Source organism: Thiobacillus denitrificans (assembly GCF_001530125.1).
Classification (GTDB): Bacteria; Pseudomonadota; Gammaproteobacteria; order Burkholderiales; family Thiobacillaceae; genus Thiobacillus; species Thiobacillus denitrificans_C.
Window position 1 is genome coordinate 40,951 of the sequence record NZ_LDUG01000053.1, and the last position, 17,439, is coordinate 58,389.

Sequence of the window (17,439 nt, forward strand, 5' to 3'; positions counted from 1 at the left end):
GTAACCATGATAACCGGTTAAATACGGGGCTGCACTGCCGTCTTAACGTAACTCCATGGAAAAATCTAAGGCAGAGTTTGCGCTTCGGTTACGTCATGCGATGGAAGCGGCGGGCTACGAAGCCAAGCCCGCGGTACTCGAACGAGAGTTCAACCAGCGATATTGGGGGCGGGCGGTTACGCTTCATGGGGTGCGTCGCTGGTTACTGGGCGAAACCTTCCCTGCGCATGACAAGTTGCTGACGCTGGCTGAGTGGTTACGTGTGTTGCCGGAGGAGTTGCGCGACGGCAAGGAGATAGGAAAACGCATACAGCAGCAGCGTAAACGCTGGGACGAAGGCATCGGCTATCAGGAGCGCGAGGTGTTCGAGGCGTTTCTCAAACTGCCGGTGGCGCAACGCAAGGTGGTGCGCGAGGTGATTCTGGCGTTTGTGAAGGCGGACGCGGCAGGGGGGAAGTGATTCGGCCTCGTCTGCAAATTACCGCTTGATTAATCGCATTGTGCGGGGCATTATTCAGCACATTATTAACAGTATTTTAGGGTGCGCGCCATGTCACATCTCACTGCAAACGACCTTAAAACCAAAGGGATAGCCGCGATTGAATCGGCGCTTGCCGAGCATACCGAAGCGATTGTTTCGGTGCGCGGCAAAGAGCGCTTTGTGGTGATGGATATTGCGCAGTATCACTATTTGCGCGAGTGCGAACTGGAGGCGGCGTTGGCCGAGACGCGAGCCGATCTGGCGGCGGGGCGCTTTACCGAGGCTTCGCCGGAAGAACATCTGGCGCGCGTGAAATCATCGGCATGAGTTATCGGCTGATTTTTACCGATCAGTACACCAAACGTGCCGCACGTTTTCTCAAGCGGCATCCTGATCTGGAAAAGCAGTATCTCAAAACCCTGCAACTGCTTGAGCTGAATCCTCACCACCCGTCGCTGCGCCTGCATTCTCTGAGCGGGAAGCTGCACACCCTGCATTCGGTTTCCATCAATCTGTCTTACCGGATTACCCTGGAAATCCTGATTCAGGACGAACAGATTATCCCGGTGAATGTGGGAGATCACGACACGGTGTATTGAAGGAGATTTGCGGCGCATGAGGCGGGTTAACCGGGCTTACACGCGCCGCCCCTATAATCACAAGCGCGCCGCTCTGGCGCGCTTTTTTGTATCCAACGATGACCGACCCTACTCTACTGCTGTACGCACTCATTCTTGGCCTGGTTGAAGGCGTCACCGAATTCCTGCCGATCTCCAGCACCGGGCACCTGATTCTGGCGGGGCAGTTGCTGGGCTTCAACGGCGAGAAGGAAAAGGTGTTCATGATCGCCATCCAGCTGGCGGCGATTTTTGCGGTGGTGTGGGAATACCGGGTGCGGCTGGGGCATGTGGCGGCGACGCTGTACACCGAGCCGGCATCGCGGCGGCTGGCGACTAATTTAATGGCGGGATTTCTTCCGGCTGCGGTGCTGGGGTTTCTGTTTTACAAACAAATCAAGTTTTATCTGTTCAACCCTATTGTGGTGGCGTCCGCGTTGGTGATCGGCGGGGTGCTGATTTTGTGGGCGGAACGGCGGCAGCACACGGTGACGGCGGAAACGATTGACGACATCGGCTGGGCGACGGCGCTGAAGGTGGGTTTTGCGCAGGCGCTGGCGATGATCCCCGGCACGTCGCGTTCGGGCGCGACCATTATCGGCGGGCTGTTTCTCGGTTTGTCGCGCAAGGCGGCGGCGGAGTTCTCGTTTTTTCTCGCCATCCCCACCATGTTCGCCGCCACGGCCTACGACCTGTACAAGAACTGGCAGCTGTTCAATGTCAACGATGTGCCACTGTTTCTGGTGGGGGGGGCGGCGGCGTTTGTGAGCGCGTTGATTGCAGTGCGCACGCTGATTAAATTTGTCAGCCGTCATGATTACACGCTGTTTGCCTGGTATCGCATTGTGTTTGGCGGGGTGGTGCTGGCAACCGCTTATTTTGGGCTGGTGGATTGGGGTTTGGCGCACTGAGCAGCGTTTTTTCCGGAGGCGCGGGGCGCGATGGTTCAGGCGCGATGGTTCAGGCCGGATTGATTTAGGGAGCACAGATAAAAAACCGGCCGCAATTGCGGCCGGAAGGGTGGGGTGTAAAGATTTACGCGGGATAACCCGGTCGGTGCAATCCAGTCCAGTCTGCTTATTTCAGGTTCATGCAGTTGGCGTAGTAGGTCACGGTGGCTGGCCAGTCGCTGAAAATGCCGAGGATGCCGACATCCTTCGCCAGCACGTCGAGCACGGTCATCATGTCGCCTTCGCGTTTGATTGCCGAGTCGATGGTCTGGTAGTAGTAGCCGTTGTTGCCGTCGGCCAGGATGCCCGAACGTTCCAGCGTCCAGGTGATGATGTCGAGGCCGGCGGCTTTGACGTTGTGCGCATAGGCCGAGGGGACGATCTTGCCATTGCCGTCGACGTCGAGCAGCGCGTACATCGGCGGCGCGACAATATTGATGCCTTCAGCCTTGTAGCTTTCGAGTTCGGCAGCGTTCGGCAGTTCGGCGGGAACGTTGGCGTCGTCCAGATAGACGGCCTGCTTGCCGAAAGCCGGTTCGTTGGCGATCCAGTAGCGCATGTCGCGGATGTCGAAGGACTGCGCCCACACGTCGCGCGGACGCACGCCCATGGCCTTGTATTCGTCGATCATCTGTTGCGCGTACGCTTCCTGCGTGTAGTCGCCGACGCCGTCGCCGTCGCTGTCATACGGCATGGCTACGCTGGCGCTCTTGAGCTCGGGCGTCATTTTTACGCCGAGCTTCTTGAACAGCGCAATGCTTTCCTTGTGCGTCATCAGTGTGCCGCTGCTGGGGCCGGCGTACAGGTCGGTGCGCCAGTTAGCGGTGCCGCCCAGGTATTCGGAAACAGTGCGGGCGCGCGGGTCCGACGCATCCATCTTGCCGCGCAGGGTTTTGAACTCGGCCAGGGTGATGTCGCTGGTGCGGCACTCGGCAGTAGCGGGTGCGACAAGCGCGCCGTTGGCGTCCAACACAGCCGGGGTGAACGGTGTGGTGCACTTGGCGGCCAACGGCGTGGCGAGGATGTTGGTGGTCATATGCAGGTCATTCTGCGCATGGCGGCACACCAGTTCCTTGTCCTGGGTGAAGGTCACGTCGCATTCGACGATGCCGGCGCCCATGCGCGCGGCGGCTTCATAGGATTGCCGGGTGTGTTCGGGAAACTGCATCGCCGCGCCGCGGTGGCCGATCGAGAAATCGCTTTTGCGGAACGGGCCGTTGGCGCATTGCAGCAAGCTGCGCTTGAGCTTGCTGTCCTGCATGTCTTCGACGAGGAAGAATGGGCGCGGGCCGAGTTGGACGCTGTGTGCGGCGCGGACGGATCCGCGCTGATCGTCGCGCTCATACCTGTCATCAGCCCAGGCGGGTGCGGCGGCGACGATCAGCAATGCGGCGGAAGCGGCGGCCTGCCGGGAAGCAAAGGTGGGGAACATACAGACTCCTGTGAAGATTGACGGGGATGATCGGCGAGGCCGACGGTGCCACCGTATTCCCGGAATCTGACAACAGAATGACGCGTCGCGTGAGCCGTGGTGTCCTCAACCCGGTTTGGGCGGATTTTTTTCGAGTTTGCGTTGCAGCGTGCGGCGGTGCATCTTCAGCGCGCGCGCGGTGGCCGAGATATTGCCGTCGTGCGCGTTCAGCACTTTCTGGATGTGCTCCCATTCCAGCCGCGCCACGGACAGGGGTTCGGCGCTGACTTCCAGCGCAGCATCCGGCTCGTCGCGCAGCAGCGCGGCGAGCACCTCGTCGGCGTTCGCCGGCTTCGCCAGGTAATGCCGTGCGCCCAGCCGCACCGCTTCGACCGCGGTCGCGATGCTGGCATAGCCGGTGAGCACGACGATGGCGGGGGCGGGCGTACGCGCAGCCAGCATCGCGACGACCTTCAGCCCCGATTCGCCGGACAGCTTCAGGTCGACGACGGCGTGGCTGGGGGCGAAGGCTTTCGCTACGGTGCGGGCTGCGCTGGCGTCGTGCGCCAGCGCCACTTCGAAGCCGCGCTTTTTCATGGCGCGCGCCAAGGCGGCAGCAAAATCGACATCGTCCTCGACGATCAACAGTTTCCGGTTCATGCCGCTCGCTTCCAGGGCAGGGTGATGCGCACGCGGGTGCCGCCGCCGTCACGTTCGATGAGGGTGAGACTGCCGCCCATCCGCTCCAGCGTGGCGTGGGTGAGCGCCAGGCCCATGCCCCAGCCGCGCCCCGGCTTGCCGCTGAACAGCACGTGGCCGGCCTGCGCTTTCTGCTCGGGGGTGAAGCCGGGGCCGCGGTCGGCAATGTCGATGACCAGCGCGTCATGCTTCGCTTCCGCGCCGAATTCGACGGCGGCGGGCGAGGCGTCGGCGGCATTGTTCAGCACATTCAGGATCGCCTGTTCCAGCCCGTCGGGCGGCGTGAAGGCACGGTGGTCGGGCGGCAGCGCCGGCGTGATCTGCGCATCGGGGCGCAACACCTGCCAGCGTTCGATCAGTGCGGCGAGCCAGCTGTCGAGGGGCTGCGCCGAGGGTGCGCTGTCCTGCGCGCGCGCGGCGAGCTGGGTGAGGATGCGCTTGCACGCCTGCGCCTGCTGTTCGAGCAAGCGGCAGTCGGCGCCGATGTCGGGGTCGTTGGCGAATTCGCCGGCGAGTTCGTGCGCGGTAGTCTGGATGGTGGCGAGCGGGGTGGCGAGCTCGTGCGCCGCCAGCGCCGCCTGGGTGCCGAGCGCGACGATGCGTTCGTCGCGCAGCTGCTTTTCACGCAGGGCGGCGAGTTCGCGGTCGCGCGCGCGCAGCGCGGCGTGCATGCGGGTGACGAAAAACGCGATCAGGCCCGCGCTGATGAGGAAGTTGAACCACATGCCGCCCAGGTGCATGCGGGAGGCGGCGACCGGGTCGGCGATCGCCAGCGGCTGGTAAACGAACAGCAGCAGCGCGTAATAGCCGCCGGCCACCGCCGCCAGCAGCCACACCCAGCGCGGGCGCAGGCTGATCGCGGCGATGATCACCGGCACCAGCATCAGCGACACGAAGGGGTTGGTCGCGCCGCCGCTGAAGAACACCAGCACGGCGAATGCGGTGAGGTCGGCCAGCAGATGCGCCAGAAATTCCATCTGCGTGGCGGGAACGTCGAGCCGCAGCCGCCACGCGGTGGAGAGCGAGAACAGTCCCATCAGCACCAGCACCGCGGCCATCGGAAACAGCGGCATGCGGATGGCGAGACCCCAGTGCAGCCAGGCGATGCCCGCCGCCCAGCCGGCGATCAGCGACACGCGAACGGCCAGCAAGCGCCCCAGCAGGGCACGCGCGGGCAGGGTGGAGAGCAGTGGGGAATAGGGTGCGGACAACATGGCGGCATTGTAATGCGCGCGCCGCCGCGGGCTGCGGGCTGCGACAATTTGTCCAATTGTGCGCGGTGATCGTCTCGCCTACAGTGTGATAACGCTTCATCGCGTAACAATTCCGCTCCTTCCCGCCTTCTGGCGGGATTTTTTTGGCTGTTACTGCTGAATCAGGCGGCTGTGGAATAGAAAAAGCCCCGTGCAGAGCGCATGGGGCTTCGGTTTCTGGAACTGGAGGGGCTTCTGCCGACGCGTCCTAGAACTGGACGTTCACCCCGGCATAGATCGAGCGACCGGGGCCGGGGACGGCGGTTCCCCAAGGAACCCCGTTGATCGACATCGTCATGCTCTGGCCGAGATAGGCGCCGCCCAGCGGCAGCGCATAGCCCTTGTCGAACAGGTTATCGATCCCGACGTCCAGACGAACCTGCTTCCACGCGTAACTGCTGCGCAGATTGAACAGGCTGTAGCCATCGGTCTCGATCTCGTTCCTGACATCCGAGACATCATTTTTCGCCGCGACAAACTGCGCTTCCAGCGTATTGGTCCAGCGCCCCCGTTTTTGCGTCAGGGCCAGTTTCGCGTTCAAGGGCATGATGTTGTAAAGGTTGTCGCCCGTGTCTCGGTTCTCGCCCCGGGTGTAATTCACGATACCGCTTGTGGTGAAGTCGCCATAAGCGGGCGTGCTGGCGGCCAGGAAATGACCGGAGAGATCGACGCCATACAACCGGGCTGACTGGTTGAAATACTGAAGCACATTGAACTTGTCGACTGTGCAGGTCGTGCCCGGCAGGCACTGGGCATCGATGTAATCCCTGACATGCGTGTAGTACGGTGCGATCCGCACGCTCCATGTCTTTTTCCGGGCATCGTGCCAGTCGGCGACGAAGCTCAGCGTGTGGGCCACCTCAGGTTTCAGATTGATGTCGCCCACATAGCCGTTGCCGTCGCCGACGAAGTTGTTCATGACTGCCGCCATGGACCAGGTGGACCAGGTGTAGCGCTCGTAGAGGTTGGGCGAGCGGGTTTTTTGCGCGACCCCGATCTCGTAGTTTTGCGTCGCGTCCGGGGTATAGCGCGCCAGCGCGGTCAGGTCCCAGTTGCGGTCGGTCTTGCTGTGATCCTGGGCGTTGAAATTGTCGCTGTCGACAAGCTGGTTGCCCATGCACATGCCGCTGGTGCAGTACCCCATCACATCGCCGGCATCCGTCTTGACCGTCTCATGGCGCAGGCCAAGGAGGCTTGTCCACTGCGGGTTGAGCTTGGCTTCCCATTCCCCGAACACGGCGTAGCGGTCACGCTGGCCATTGTTGATGTTCCAGAAGGTTCCCGGAGACATGCCCCCTGTCCCCGACGGTGGCCACCAGTCGTTCAGTCGATAGCCCTGATATTCGCCGCCCACCCGCAGGGTATCGCGCTCGGAAAGCAGGACCTCGGCGTTGACCGCCAGGCCGTTGGTTTTTCCCTCGGTGTTCATCGGCATACCGGGTGCAGTGCCGTACTGGAACTGCTTGTCATCGCCGAAATTCATCTCGTGCCGGGTTTCCTCGTGGTAGGCGCGCGCCTTCAGGACGCCCCATTGATACTGCCCGGTATAGCCAAGATTGACCTGATCGCTCGTGTTGTCGGTCAAGTCCATGCGCTGGTTCGGAAAATTCTCGTAGGGGATGTGCTGGTGCCCCAGCTTTAGGTCGAACAGGTGATTCTCGTTGCGCAGCGCGATGTCGAGCGCCTGGTTGATCGACTTGTAGGCGGAGGAGCCGACTTCGTAGAGCGGCAGCGTATGCCCGACCTGGCCTGTCGCGGTGGTCGTCTTGAAGTTGTCACCCGCCGTGTAGTTGTCCGACTGCGCAGTCGATCCGGTATAGGTCACGCTCAGGTTTTCGCCGGCAACCGTCGCGGAAAGGTTGGCGCCTGTCGCATTGCCATTGCTGCGGTAGAAGGCACCGGCCTGGCCCTTTGTCAGGAGTCCCTCGCCGGGCTTGGCAAATTGTGGCGCGGGGGACTCCACCAGGATCGTGCCGCCGATGCTGTCGCCGCCGACGCTAACGGGCGTGATGCCGGCGTAGACCTTGATTTGATCGACACGGCCGGGATCGATGTAGGAAAGGGCCGGGTTCATGTGGTTCGGACAGGCCGCGATCAGGTCCATGCCGTCGACCTTGATGCGCAGGCGGTCGTCGGCCAGGCCGCGAATTGCCGGCAGGCTGGAAACGCCGCCGGCACCGTAGAAGCTGACCCCGGGGACCTCCCTCAGCAGGGTTGCCGTATCGCTGGTGGCGGCGCGCAAGGGCAGCAGTGTGGCCGCGTCGAGCGTCAGGCTGTTGGGCTCGGCGTCCGTGGGCGCCGAGCCGACGACGACCACGGTCATGAGGGGCGTATCCTGGGATGCGTCCTGCGCGGCAGCATTGGCCGCCCACATTGCCGACAGGGCAAGCGAGACGGCGAGGGAGAGGGGTTTTCGGGATAACAGCATGTTTTTCTCGGAATTGTTGAAACCTTTCCGGGTCTAGTGAAGTCGCTGGTGCGCGAGAATGTGGCAAATTGCCGCAACAAACTGTTTTCCGGGATTGCATCAACCGGCAGGGGGACAGGATTGCTGCGCATGACGGGGGACTTGTGGTGCAGGCGCGAGCGGGCTGTGAAATTTACGATGCGACGATTTGCCGCATCGTAATTTGTGTCGCGATTGCATATCGTTCACGACCGGTCTAAAGAATCCGATCGCGCAGCGTGCCTTGCACCCAGGCGCGCCGATTCTGTTTCGGTTTTCAAATGGAGAAAAAAATGAACTTGAAGGTTTTGATGCTCGCTGCTGTCGGCGCCCTGACCATGCAATCGGCCTGGGCCGCCACCATCAGCGTGAGTGACGCCTGGGCGCGCGCCACCATGCCGGGGCAGAAAGTCAGCGGCGCCTACATGCGGATTCAGTCCGATGCCGACGCGCGTCTCGTCAGTGCATCCAGCCCGGCGGTGCCGCGGGTGGAGATGCATGAAATGAGGATGGACGGCGATGTGATGCGGATGCGCGAAGTGAAGGCGATCGATCTGCCGAAAGGCAAGACGGTTTCGCTCGAGCCCGGCGGCTTTCACATCATGCTGATGAACCTGCCGCAGCCGATTGCCGCCGGCGACGTCATCCCGCTGATCCTGACGGTGGAGTCAGGCGGCAAGCGGCAGACCGTCGAGGTGAAGGCGGAAGCCCGTGCGCCCATGGGCGGCGCCATGCCCATGCAGCACCACCATCACTGAGCCGTTCCAAGAATGGCGCCGCGCGCGCGCAAGTCGTCAAGCAGCGTGCCACCGGCTTGAACCACGAGCGCCGGATCGGGATGGCGGCTTTCGGAGGCGATGGTTTGCAGCGCCGCGTTCCCGCTCAGGGTGCCCGGTTCCAGCAGCGTCAGCAGCCGCGCGGTGAAGGCGTTGATCTCGCTGAACTGCACCGCGTCTTCGGCGTCGCGAAACACCAGCAGACAGGTTTCCATTGGCACGACTTTTCGGCGCGGCGCAATGCGCTGCACCGGCCAGTCGTAGCGCAGGTTGGCCAGCACCGGGTTCAGTAGCGGCACGCCGTCGAGGAGGTCGCCTGCCGCATCGACCGCGCGATCCAGGCTTCGATTCGACACCGACAGCACCAGCTCGATCCATTCGTAATGCGCCAGCGCCAGCAGATACGGCGGATAGCCCTCGGGCGGCGTCCATTCGTTCTGCAGGAACTGCACGAACTCGTCGGGAATCTGCCGGAAGTACGGCGTGCGGCTGCGGTGCGTGCTGAAGAAGGCGCGCACCAGCTTGGCCCACTTGCGCGCGCCCAGCACCTGCCGCAGCACCGGAAAGCACGCCAGCAAAAAGCCCTCGATGTTGTTGTAGAGCAGCGCGTTGTAGATTTTCATCCGCCGCGCTTCCACCCCGGCCGGCCGCGGGTGCGACTTCGGGTCGCGGATGTGCGCGGTGAAGGCGAGCTGGTAGCGCTGGAATTCAGGAAGCGCGGATGGCGTTTTCATGTCGATGAGGTTGCGCCTGGATGCGCGCGATGTGCTCGACCTCGCGCATCAGTTCGGCCAGCGGCGGAATGTTGAAGTCGCGCTCCAGCAGCGTCGGGGTGACGCCGTGGAGCCAGTAGGTCGCGTCGAGCAGCGCCCACACCGGATCGATCACATCGGCACCGTGGGTGTCGACGAGCAGGTCGTTCGCCTCGTTGTAATGTCCCGCCATGTGCATATATACGATGCGCTCGGTCGGCAACGCGCGGATGAATTCGAGCGGGTCGTAGCGGTGGTTCACGCTGTTGACGTAGACGTTGTTGACGTCCAGATGCAGGTCGCAGTCGGCCTCGTCCAGCACTGCGCGGATGAACGCGATCTCGTCCATCTCGGCAACCGGCGACGGGGTGTAGTACGAGGCGTTTTCGATCGCGATGCGGCGTTCCAGAATGTCCTGCGCGCGGCGGATGCGCGCAGCGACGTATTTCACTGCCTCTTCCGTGAAGGGAATCGGCAACAGGTCGTACAGATGCCCGTCGTCCGAGCAGTACGACAGATGTTCGGTGTAGAGCTGGATGCCGTGGGCATCCATGAATTGTCGCGTCTTGTGCAGCAGCATTTCGTCGAGCGGCGAGGGGCCGCCGAGCGATAGCGACAGGCCGTGGCAAACGAAGGGGTAGCGTTCGGTGAAGCCGCGCAGGTCGCGGCCGAACGCGCCGCCCAGGTCGATCCAGTTTTCCGGAGCGAGCTCGAAAAAATCGATGGCGTCGGGGACCCGGGATTTCAGCGCGGGTATGAGTTCGCGCCGAAACCCCAGCCCCGCGCCGGCAAGGCGCAGGGGGTTCATCAGGCGAGCGACTTACTTCTTGGGCGCGGGCTTGGTGGCGCCGCACTTGCCTTCGCCGCACTTGCCTTCCGGCATTTTCTTGTCGCTGGGCTTCATCTCGGTGGCCTTGGCGTCTTTCTTGGTAGCGCCGCACTTGCCTTCGCCACATTTTCCTTCCGGCATTTTCTTGTCGGTGGGCTTCATCTCGGCGTGATTGTCGGCCACCTGGTAGCCGGTGGTCAGGCCGGATAGGGCGAAGGGGTTTCCGGCGGCCGACGCAATGGGGGCGGCGGTCATGCTGGCGACGAAAGCGGTGCCGACGGCGGCGGCGATCAGGGATTTCCTGGACATGGTGTTGCTCTCCTAACAGGTTTAACGACGGTCAAAAATTACCGGACGAATCCGGCTTGATGCGAAAGGCTCACGCGCCGAGCTTTTTCTGCATTTCGGTTTCGATGCGCTGCCGGGCTTCGGACGTGAGGCCCGGGGCGACATCCTCGTCGGCCCCGGTCTCCACCCGAAACAGGCGGCGCATTTCCTGCAACTGCCGGTTGAAGCGGGCGCAGTTTTCGCAGATGGCAAGGTGCATTCGCAACGCCAAGCGGTCGGCAAACGGCAGCCGCTCGTCCATGGCGCGCGAGGCGAGCATGCTGGTTTCCTTGCATGTCACGATCCATTTCATGCCGCACCCGCCTTCGAGAACCCGTTCAATTCCAGGCATTGCCGCATGAACAATCGCGCCCGATGCAGCAGTACCCAGCAATTCGTCGGCGTGATATCCAGTTCCTTACAGATTTCTTCAGTTTCTATTCCGGCCACCTCGCGCAGGCTGAATACCTGCGCCATCACCGGCTTTAGGCGGTCGGCGCATTCGTCCAGCACGCGCCGCAGCTGGCTCAATTCGGCCTCGGCGTGCGGGTTGCCCCACGGGCGTGGCGGCTCGACCCAGTGGCCGTCCTGCTTGAACAGGCTGTCGACGGCTTCCTCGCCGTCTTCGTCGCGCGGCAGTTCGACTTCGCGCACATTGCGCCGGATCTGGTCGACGATCTTGTGTTTGAGGATGCCGGTGAGCCAGGTGCGCGGGCTGGCATGGCCGGCGTAGCGCGCCTGCGCCGAGATCGCGGCGAGCAGGGTTTCCTGCACCGCATCCTCGGCCAGCTCGTCCGAATGCAGCTGGCGGCGCGCCATCCGGAACAGATAGTCCCCGTGGTCGGCCAGCCAGGCGTGCGTGTCGAGCGTATCCATCGATGATCCTTGTCTGCAATGCGCGAGGTGGGGGCACTTTAGAGGTAGCCACAGAATGCGGCAACCCCGGCCATCGCGGTTGAGGGGCGCCTTCATTTTTATTGGCGTAAAATCCGCCCCAAACTCAACCCGGAGCCGCCATGATCCCCCTCCATACCGCCGCCGAGAAGGCCCACATCCTGTCCGAGGCGCTGCCCTACATCCAGCGTTTCTACGACAAGACCATCGTCATCAAATACGGCGGCAATGCCATGACCGAGCGGCATCTGATGGAGGCCTTCGCCAAGGACGTGGTGCTCTTGAAGCTGGTGGGGATGAACCCGGTGGTGGTGCACGGCGGCGGCCCGCAGATCGCCAACCTGCTGAAGAAAATCGGCAAGCAGTCCGACTTCATCCAGGGCATGCGGGTGACCGACGAGGAAACGCTCGACGTGGTGGAAATGGTGCTCGGCGGCCTGGTCAACCAGGACATCGTGACCCTCATCAACAAGCACGGCGGCAAGGCGGTCGGGCTGACCGGCAAGGACGGCAACTTCATCCACGCCAAGAAGATGCTGGTGGCGAGCCAGGAAGAGCTCGGCAAGTTTCTCGACATCGGCCAGGTGGGCGAGATCACCAGCATCGACCCGAAAATCATCCAGCTGCTCGACTCGGGCGATTTCATTCCGGTGGTCGCGCCGCTCGGCACCGACGCCGAAGGCAACGCCTACAACATCAACGCCGACGTCGCGGCCGGCAAGCTGGCGGGCGTGCTGAAGGCGGAGAAGGTCATTTTCCTCACCAACACCCCCGGAGTGCTGGACAAGGCGGGCAACCTCCTCACCGGCCTGACGCCGCGGCAGGTAGACGAGCGCATCGCCGACGGCACCATCTCCGGCGGCATGATTCCCAAGGTCGGCTACGCGGTCGACGCGGTGAACAGCGGCGTGAAGACCGCGCACATCATCGACGGTCGGGTCGAACACGCCCTGCTGCTGGAAATCCTGACCCCGGAAGGCGTCGGCACCCTGATCAAGCGGGTTTGAGCATGCGCTACTGGCTGATGAAATCCGAACCCAGCGACGTCAGCATTGACGACCTCGCCGCCATGCCGAACCAAAGCGTCGCCTGGTACGGCGTGCGCAACTACCAGGCGCGCAATTTCATGCGCGACCAGATGCAGCCCGGCGACAAGGTGCTGTTCTACCATTCGTCGTGCGCCGAGCCGGGCATCGCCGGGCTAACCGAAGTCGGCGTGCCGGCGTATCCCGACGCCACCCAGTTCGATCCGAAGAACAAGTATTTCGACCCCAAGGCCACCCCGGAAACGCCGCGCTGGTTCAACGTCGACGTCAAGCTGGTGAAGAAGACGCGGCTGATGCCGCTGTCAGAAATCCGCGGTTATCCCGAGCTCGCCCATATGCGCATTCTGCAAACGGGCAACCGCCTGTCGATCACCCCGATCGATCCGGCCGAATACGCCTTTATCGTCAAGCACCTCTGATGCCGGAACTGGCGCCTGCCCTGCTCGCGGCCTACGTCGGCCTCGGGCTGGCGGTCGGCTTCGTCGCCGGCCTGCTTGGCGTCGGCGGCGGGCTCATCATCGTGCCGGTGCTGATTTTGCTGCTGCACGCGCAGGGCCTGGCAGCCGGTATGGAGCCGCAGCTGGCGCTCGGAACTTCGCTTGCCTCCATCCTGTTCACCTCGCTCGCCAGCATGCGCGCGCACCATCGCCACGGCGCGGTCGAGTGGCCGCTGGTGCGGCGCATCGCGCCCGGCATCGTGCTCGGCACGCTGGCCGGGGCGATGCTGGCGGCGCAGATGCCGGCACGGGTGCTGAAGCTGTTTTTTGTCGCCTTCCTGTTTTACGCCGCCATCCAGATGTGGCTCGACTTCAAGCCGGCGCCGCATCGCGAATTGCCGGGGCGCGGCGGGACGACGCTGGCGGGCGGCGTGATCGGCGCGGTGTCGAGCTGGGTCGGCATCGGCGGCGGCACCCTGTCGGTGCCATTCATGCTGTGGCACAACGTCCCGCTGCACCGGGCGATCGCCACCTCGGCGGCGATCGGCTTCCCGATCGCCATTGCCGGCACGGCCGGTTACCTGCTGGGCGGCTGGGACGTCGGCGGCCGCCCCGCCGGCAGCCTCGGCTTCGTCTACCTGCCAGCGCTCGCCGGCATCGCCCTCGGCAGCGTGCTGACCGCCCCGCTCGGCGCGCGCACCGCGCATCGCCTGCCGGTGCGGCCGCTGAAGCGGTTTTTTGCGCTGCTGTTGCTGGCGTTGGCGCTGCGCATGGTGTGGACGTTCTAGGCGACACTTTGCGCGCCTGATTCCGGCACGAATCGAACTGCGCTGCGTGTAACAATTTGGCGCTTGAGCAGCGGTGTTGCCCGCGTTAGTCTTTCGACACATGTCGATTTTAGTCGCATGGTCGCTTTCCTAACCCGTGGAGATACACATGGCACAACTGCAAGCCGTTCACCCCATGCTGCAACCGCAGCAGAACCATTACAGCCAACTCGCGACCTATTACGACGAGCACAACCAGGTTGCCTGGGGCTACATGAATGCCGCACCCCGCCCCTGTTTTACCGACGTGTTGCTGCGGGAAATCGTTGACTGGTTTGGGAGCATTAGCAAGCGGCTGGATGACCCGGAATGTTCCGATGTGAACTATGCAGTGGTGGCCTCGGCGCACCCCGGAATCTACAACCTGGGGGGCGATCTCAATTTGTTTCGCCAGTTGATCGAGGCGCGTGATCGTGACGGCTTGTACACCTATGCGGAAGCCTGCATTCGCCCCCTGTTCTTGAATGCCTTGCATTTGAACCATCCCAATCTGAAGACCATCACCCTGGTGCAGGGCGATGCGCTGGGCGGGGGCTTCGAGTGCGCGTTGTCAGGGAATGTGCTGATTGCCGAGCGCGGATCCAAAATGGGATTTCCGGAAATCCTGTTCAATCTGTTTCCTGGGATGGGGGCGATGAGCTTGCTTGGCCGAAGGATCGGCTACAGCAAGGCCGAGAAGGTTATCTTGAGCGGCAAGCTTTACAGTGCAGAAGAAATGTACGAACTGGGCGCGGTGGATATTCTTGCCGAACCGGGGGGCGGCGAGCAGGCAGTCAACGAATTCGTTCGCAAAGAGGCTCGCCAGCGCAACGGGGCATTGGCGTTGCGCGCGGCGCGCGAGGTGTCGCAACCGATTGCACATGAGGAGCTGATGCGGATTGCCGAAATCTGGGTCGACGCGGCGCTGCGGCTCGAGGCCAAGGATTTGCGCATGATGGAGCGTCTGGTTGCGCGTCAGACCGGCAAAGCGGACAGCGTGAACAGCGGCGGATCAGCTGTGGTCAGCGCGTAGCTTGTTGGCCTGATAGTCGGCCAGTGCGGCCTGCGTGGCGACCAGCGCAGACCGCACGGCGTCTAGCCTGTCATGCGCCAGCCGGGTTGCGAGCTCGAACGCCTTGATGCGCTCGGCTTCGGCGCATCGCTCGGCCAGCGGGTTGGCCCCGACGTCGCGGGCACCGCCTTTCAGTAGGTGCAGTTGATGGTGCCATTGGCCGTAATCCTGGGCGGCCAGCGCACGTTCGATGTCGCGCAGCGTGCGTCCGCTCTCCTCTTCAAAGCTGGCGAGCAGGTCTTCCACGAAGGCCGCACCCCCCAATTGCGCCAGACCGTCCAGCACGCTCTCATCGAGCTCCTCTTCCCAGTGTTCCGGTGACGCTGCCTTGCCCGCAGTCGGTGGCGTCTGCCGGGCGACCTGCCGGGCAATGGCATCTATGAGATCGCGGCTGTTGACCGGCTTGGTGAGGAAGGCGTCGGCCCCCGCCTCTTCACAGGCAGCCTGTGCCTCGGCGCGTGCGTCGGCGGTGAGCATGATGATGGGCAGGTGGCCGTTTTCCATGAAGCGCCAGCGCTGCACCACCTCGGGCCCGGACAGCTGCGGCATATGCATGTCGATAATGGCCAGGTGATAGGTTTGCTCGGCGGCTTCGAGCATGGCCAGCGCTTCCTCGCCGCCGCGCGCCAGGTGGACCTCGTGGCCGGCGTGCTCCAGCAGGCCGCGGATTACCCGCTGGTTGACCGGGTTGTCTTCCGCCACCAGGATGCGCAGGTGGGCGTGTTGGCCGGACTGCGCCTGGAAGCGGTTGGCCAGCGACACCACGTTGGGCGGCATGCCGTGGCTGACGACTGCATGGATGGCGTTGAACAGCAGGGTGGTGTTGACCGGCGTACGCAGCACCGAGGCATAGCCTTCGCGCATCAGCAGGGCGTCGTGTGGCAGGGCGATGCTGGCGTCGGATTCAATCAGGATGACCGGGAGTGCAGCCAGGCTGGGGCCGTCGTGCAGCAGGCGCAGAAAGGCCACCGGGTCACCCGGCAGCGCGCAGCGTTCCACCACCACCGCGCCCACCAGCGTTTCCCCCCCTACATTGGCGGACAGCTCGGCGGCGAGCCGGCTGGTGCTGTCCACCGTCACGGTTTCGGCGCCCCAGTGTCGAATGACCGTTTGCAGGCGGGTTGCAAGTTCGCTCCCCGCCAGGATGGCGACCCGCATCGGCGCGTCGAAATGTTCGTCGGATGCTGTGGCCGGGGCAGCCTGCAGGGCGAACGGCAGCTCGAACCAGAAGGTCGTGCCTTCGCCTTCTCGGCTGTGCAGGCCGATTTGCCCGCCCAGGGTTTCCACCAGCTGCTTGGCAATGGTGGTGCCCAGCCCGCTGCCGCCAAAGCGACGGGTGACCGACGGATCGGCCTGGGTGAAACTGTCGAAGATGCGTGCCTGCGCGGCGTCCGGGATGCCGATGCCGGTGTCGACGACTTCGAAGCGCAGCCGTTGTGGCTGGCTTTGCCCGACCGGGCGGACATACACGTCTATCCGGCCATGTTCGGTGAACTTGATGGCATTGCCGATCAGGTTGATGAGGATCTGGCGCAGGTGGCGCGCATCGCCATGCAGGTGAAACGGCGTCTGCGGTGCGATATGCGCCGCCAACACCATGCCCTTGCCCTGGGCCAGGGTTTGCATCATGGCGACCGTGCCGTTGACCAGGCGGTGCAGGTCGAAGTCCTCGTCGGTGCTGACGATGCGCCCTGCCTCTATGCGCGAAATGTCGAGCACGTTGTCGATCAGTTCCAGCAGGGTGTTGGCCGATGCACGGATGATCTGGGCGAATTCCTGCTGCTCCTTGTCGAGTTTCGTCTCCGCCAGCAGGTCGGCGACGCCGATGACGCCGTTCAGCGGCGTACGCAACTCGTGGCTCATGTTGGCAAGGAAAACGGATTTTGCCTGATTGGCTTTCCGCTCGCGCTGAATCGCAGAATGGACCTGCTTCAGCAGCGAGGCCGAATAGAGCGGCACGGCAATCATGGAAAGCAGAAACGCCACCCCAATGGACATGTGAGTGCTCCAGTAAGGCGAGTAGGCGAGAACCAGCAAAAAGCCTGCAATCGCCATGGCCGTGGCGGCGTACAGGTAAGCAACACCATATCTGAAGCCGTTGCCAAGCGTGACCCACAGATAAACAACCAGCAGGGGGCTGCCGGCTTCGCCCGTGTAGGTCAGCAGAAATGAGCATGTCGCATAGTCCATCAACATCGCGACAATGCGGCGTGACGGTGATGCGGCGAGGCTGACCAGCGAGAGTGCAACGATCAGCCCCGCCAGCCCGGTGAACACGACGCTGACAAGCTGGGCGGTGCCGCGCGTGGCACCATCGAGCGGCGCAACATCGCTGGAGAAGTACGCCAGAAAGACAAGCCCGATAACGACCCGTATCAGCGCTTGCTGAAACTCCGTATCCGGCCGGCTGCGAATCCGTTTGACCAGACGCTGTAAAAACCCGGGCAATGACGTCTGAAGCATGGCCTTCATGCGCCGATTACGCCTGGGTGTCGCCCAGCTCGCGCATGATGTCCGCCACGGCGTCGAGGCGCAGTTCGAACGCACGCACGCAGGCGGGGTCGAAATGTTTGCCGCTTTCGGACTGGAGGTAGTGCAGTGCGTCCTGAAACGGCCACGCGTGCTTGTAGGGGCGATTGGAGG

General features: G+C 63.1%; 19 protein-coding genes. 9 read left to right on the plus strand and 10 right to left on the minus strand.

Translation table 11 applies throughout. From position 1 onward, the window contains the following. The first annotated feature begins 55 nt into the window (after positions 1 to 55). The 4 genes from ABW22_RS15475 (at position 56) to ABW22_RS15490 (ending at position 2,009) form a co-directional block, all read left to right on the plus strand. Positions 56 to 460 (plus strand): hypothetical protein, encoded by a 405-nt coding sequence (locus tag ABW22_RS15475; RefSeq protein ID WP_059758894.1) that lies wholly within the window; start codon positions 56 to 58, stop codon positions 458 to 460. 90 nt (positions 461 to 550) lie between these two features. Then, positions 551 to 808 carry a prevent-host-death protein gene (locus ABW22_RS15480; RefSeq protein ID WP_059758895.1) on the plus strand — a complete coding sequence of 86 codons (258 nt, stop codon included), beginning with the start codon at positions 551 to 553 and terminating at the stop codon, positions 806 to 808. Beyond that, entirely contained in the window at positions 805 to 1,080 is a 276-nt protein-coding gene (locus tag ABW22_RS15485; protein ID WP_059758898.1) for a type II toxin-antitoxin system YafQ family toxin, read from the plus strand. The genes ABW22_RS15480 and ABW22_RS15485 overlap by 4 nt, the downstream gene beginning before the upstream one ends. A gap of 98 nt (positions 1,081 to 1,178) precedes the next feature. Then, complete coding sequence (locus tag ABW22_RS15490; RefSeq protein WP_059758900.1) at positions 1,179 to 2,009, plus strand: undecaprenyl-diphosphate phosphatase; 831 nt, start codon at positions 1,179 to 1,181, stop codon at positions 2,007 to 2,009. A gap of 166 nt (positions 2,010 to 2,175) precedes the next feature. On the opposite strand, the gene ABW22_RS15495 is transcribed toward ABW22_RS15490, so the two are convergent. The 4 genes from ABW22_RS15495 to ABW22_RS15510 all read right to left on the minus strand — a co-directional run bounded on the left by ABW22_RS15495 (position 2,176) and on the right by ABW22_RS15510 (position 7,839). Next, the gene (locus ABW22_RS15495; RefSeq protein ID WP_059758904.1) at positions 2,176 to 3,480 is read right to left on the minus strand and encodes a glycerophosphodiester phosphodiesterase family protein; all 1,305 of its coding nucleotides are present in this window, start codon (positions 3,478 to 3,480) and stop codon (positions 2,176 to 2,178) included. A gap of 105 nt (positions 3,481 to 3,585) precedes the next feature. Continuing rightward, entirely contained in the window at positions 3,586 to 4,119 is a 534-nt protein-coding gene (locus ABW22_RS15500; RefSeq protein WP_059758907.1) for a response regulator transcription factor, read from the minus strand. After that, positions 4,116 to 5,372 carry an ATP-binding protein gene (locus ABW22_RS15505; RefSeq protein WP_059758910.1) on the minus strand — a complete coding sequence of 419 codons (1,257 nt, stop codon included), beginning with the start codon at positions 5,370 to 5,372 and terminating at the stop codon, positions 4,116 to 4,118. Before ABW22_RS15505 ends, ABW22_RS15500 begins: the two co-directional genes overlap by 4 nt. Before the next feature lie 247 nt (positions 5,373 to 5,619). After that, on the minus strand, positions 5,620 to 7,839 hold the full coding sequence (locus ABW22_RS15510) for a TonB-dependent receptor (RefSeq protein WP_059758913.1): 2,220 nt from the start codon (positions 7,837 to 7,839) through the stop codon (positions 5,620 to 5,622). A 311-nt stretch (positions 7,840 to 8,150) separates the two neighbouring features. On the opposite strand from ABW22_RS15510, the gene ABW22_RS15515 reads away from it, so the two are divergent. After that, positions 8,151 to 8,615, plus strand: a complete 465-nt coding sequence (locus ABW22_RS15515; protein ID WP_419184931.1) for a copper chaperone PCu(A)C — start codon at positions 8,151 to 8,153, stop codon at positions 8,613 to 8,615. Here the strand turns inward: ABW22_RS15515 and ABW22_RS15520 are convergent. From ABW22_RS15520 to ABW22_RS15540, 5 genes are all read right to left on the minus strand, one after another. After that, positions 8,609 to 9,367 carry a DNA-binding domain-containing protein gene (locus tag ABW22_RS15520; RefSeq protein WP_059758922.1) on the minus strand — a complete coding sequence of 253 codons (759 nt, stop codon included), beginning with the start codon at positions 9,365 to 9,367 and terminating at the stop codon, positions 8,609 to 8,611. The genes ABW22_RS15515 and ABW22_RS15520 overlap by 7 nt on opposite strands. Next, positions 9,342 to 10,193: a DUF692 domain-containing protein gene (locus ABW22_RS15525; protein ID WP_059758927.1), complete on the minus strand. Its 852-nt coding sequence runs from the start codon at positions 10,191 to 10,193 to the stop codon at positions 9,342 to 9,344. Before ABW22_RS15525 ends, ABW22_RS15520 begins: the two co-directional genes overlap by 26 nt. A gap of 12 nt (positions 10,194 to 10,205) precedes the next feature. Then, a complete protein-coding gene (locus ABW22_RS15530) occupies positions 10,206 to 10,523 on the minus strand; it encodes a hypothetical protein (RefSeq protein ID WP_059758931.1) in 318 nt (105 codons plus the stop codon). Positions 10,524 to 10,593: 70 nt separating this feature from the next. Continuing rightward, positions 10,594 to 10,854: a zf-HC2 domain-containing protein gene (locus ABW22_RS17075; protein ID WP_088178797.1), complete on the minus strand. Its 261-nt coding sequence runs from the start codon at positions 10,852 to 10,854 to the stop codon at positions 10,594 to 10,596. After that, positions 10,851 to 11,417, minus strand: a complete 567-nt coding sequence (locus tag ABW22_RS15540) for a sigma-70 family RNA polymerase sigma factor (RefSeq protein ID WP_059758935.1) — start codon at positions 11,415 to 11,417, stop codon at positions 10,851 to 10,853. Before ABW22_RS15540 ends, ABW22_RS17075 begins: the two co-directional genes overlap by 4 nt. Before the next feature lie 140 nt (positions 11,418 to 11,557). On the opposite strand from ABW22_RS15540, the gene argB reads away from it, so the two are divergent. The 4 genes from argB (at position 11,558) to ABW22_RS15560 (ending at position 14,757) form a co-directional block, all read left to right on the plus strand. After that, complete coding sequence (argB, locus tag ABW22_RS15545; RefSeq protein ID WP_059758938.1) at positions 11,558 to 12,442, plus strand: acetylglutamate kinase; 885 nt, start codon at positions 11,558 to 11,560, stop codon at positions 12,440 to 12,442. A gap of 2 nt (positions 12,443 to 12,444) precedes the next feature. Then, positions 12,445 to 12,900, plus strand: a complete 456-nt coding sequence (locus ABW22_RS15550; protein WP_059758940.1) for an EVE domain-containing protein — start codon at positions 12,445 to 12,447, stop codon at positions 12,898 to 12,900. Further along, entirely contained in the window at positions 12,900 to 13,706 is an 807-nt protein-coding gene (locus ABW22_RS15555; RefSeq protein WP_059758942.1) for a sulfite exporter TauE/SafE family protein, read from the plus strand. The genes ABW22_RS15550 and ABW22_RS15555 overlap by 1 nt, the downstream gene beginning before the upstream one ends. Positions 13,707 to 13,854: 148 nt before the next feature. Then, positions 13,855 to 14,757 carry a crotonase/enoyl-CoA hydratase family protein gene (locus ABW22_RS15560; RefSeq protein ID WP_059758945.1) on the plus strand — a complete coding sequence of 301 codons (903 nt, stop codon included), beginning with the start codon at positions 13,855 to 13,857 and terminating at the stop codon, positions 14,755 to 14,757. On the opposite strand, the gene ABW22_RS15565 is transcribed toward ABW22_RS15560, so the two are convergent. After that, entirely contained in the window at positions 14,737 to 17,268 is a 2,532-nt protein-coding gene (locus ABW22_RS15565; RefSeq protein WP_059758950.1) for an ATP-binding protein, read from the minus strand. The genes ABW22_RS15560 and ABW22_RS15565 overlap by 21 nt on opposite strands. Between the last annotated feature and the right edge of the window lie 171 nt (positions 17,269 to 17,439).

What these genes read in the sequence shown, in the direction of transcription:
- ABW22_RS15475 (WP_059758894.1), top strand. Translation starts at nt 56, where the DNA reads ATGGAAAAATCTAAGGCAGAGTTTGCGCTTCGGTTACGTCATGCGATG.
- ABW22_RS15480 (WP_059758895.1), top strand. Translation starts at nt 551, where the DNA reads ATGTCACATCTCACTGCAAACGACCTTAAAACCAAAGGGATAGCCGCG.
- ABW22_RS15485 (WP_059758898.1), top strand. Translation starts at nt 805, where the DNA reads ATGAGTTATCGGCTGATTTTTACCGATCAGTACACCAAACGTGCCGCA.
- ABW22_RS15490 (WP_059758900.1), top strand. Translation starts at nt 1,179, where the DNA reads ATGACCGACCCTACTCTACTGCTGTACGCACTCATTCTTGGCCTGGTT.
- ABW22_RS15495 (WP_059758904.1), bottom strand. Translation starts at nt 3,480, where the DNA reads ATGTTCCCCACCTTTGCTTCCCGGCAGGCCGCCGCTTCCGCCGCATTG.
- ABW22_RS15500 (WP_059758907.1), bottom strand. Translation starts at nt 4,119, where the DNA reads ATGAACCGGAAACTGTTGATCGTCGAGGACGATGTCGATTTTGCTGCC.
- ABW22_RS15505 (WP_059758910.1), bottom strand. Translation starts at nt 5,372, where the DNA reads ATGTTGTCCGCACCCTATTCCCCACTGCTCTCCACCCTGCCCGCGCGT.
- ABW22_RS15510 (WP_059758913.1), bottom strand. Translation starts at nt 7,839, where the DNA reads ATGCTGTTATCCCGAAAACCCCTCTCCCTCGCCGTCTCGCTTGCCCTG.
- ABW22_RS15515 (WP_419184931.1), top strand. Translation starts at nt 8,151, where the DNA reads ATGAACTTGAAGGTTTTGATGCTCGCTGCTGTCGGCGCCCTGACCATG.
- ABW22_RS15520 (WP_059758922.1), bottom strand. Translation starts at nt 9,367, where the DNA reads ATGAAAACGCCATCCGCGCTTCCTGAATTCCAGCGCTACCAGCTCGCC.
- ABW22_RS15525 (WP_059758927.1), bottom strand. Translation starts at nt 10,193, where the DNA reads ATGAACCCCCTGCGCCTTGCCGGCGCGGGGCTGGGGTTTCGGCGCGAA.
- ABW22_RS15530 (WP_059758931.1), bottom strand. Translation starts at nt 10,523, where the DNA reads ATGTCCAGGAAATCCCTGATCGCCGCCGCCGTCGGCACCGCTTTCGTC.
- ABW22_RS17075 (WP_088178797.1), bottom strand. Translation starts at nt 10,854, where the DNA reads ATGAAATGGATCGTGACATGCAAGGAAACCAGCATGCTCGCCTCGCGC.
- ABW22_RS15540 (WP_059758935.1), bottom strand. Translation starts at nt 11,417, where the DNA reads ATGGATACGCTCGACACGCACGCCTGGCTGGCCGACCACGGGGACTAT.
- argB (WP_059758938.1), top strand. Translation starts at nt 11,558, where the DNA reads ATGATCCCCCTCCATACCGCCGCCGAGAAGGCCCACATCCTGTCCGAG.
- ABW22_RS15550 (WP_059758940.1), top strand. Translation starts at nt 12,445, where the DNA reads ATGCGCTACTGGCTGATGAAATCCGAACCCAGCGACGTCAGCATTGAC.
- ABW22_RS15555 (WP_059758942.1), top strand. Translation starts at nt 12,900, where the DNA reads ATGCCGGAACTGGCGCCTGCCCTGCTCGCGGCCTACGTCGGCCTCGGG.
- ABW22_RS15560 (WP_059758945.1), top strand. Translation starts at nt 13,855, where the DNA reads ATGGCACAACTGCAAGCCGTTCACCCCATGCTGCAACCGCAGCAGAAC.
- ABW22_RS15565 (WP_059758950.1), bottom strand. Translation starts at nt 17,268, where the DNA reads ATGAAGGCCATGCTTCAGACGTCATTGCCCGGGTTTTTACAGCGTCTG.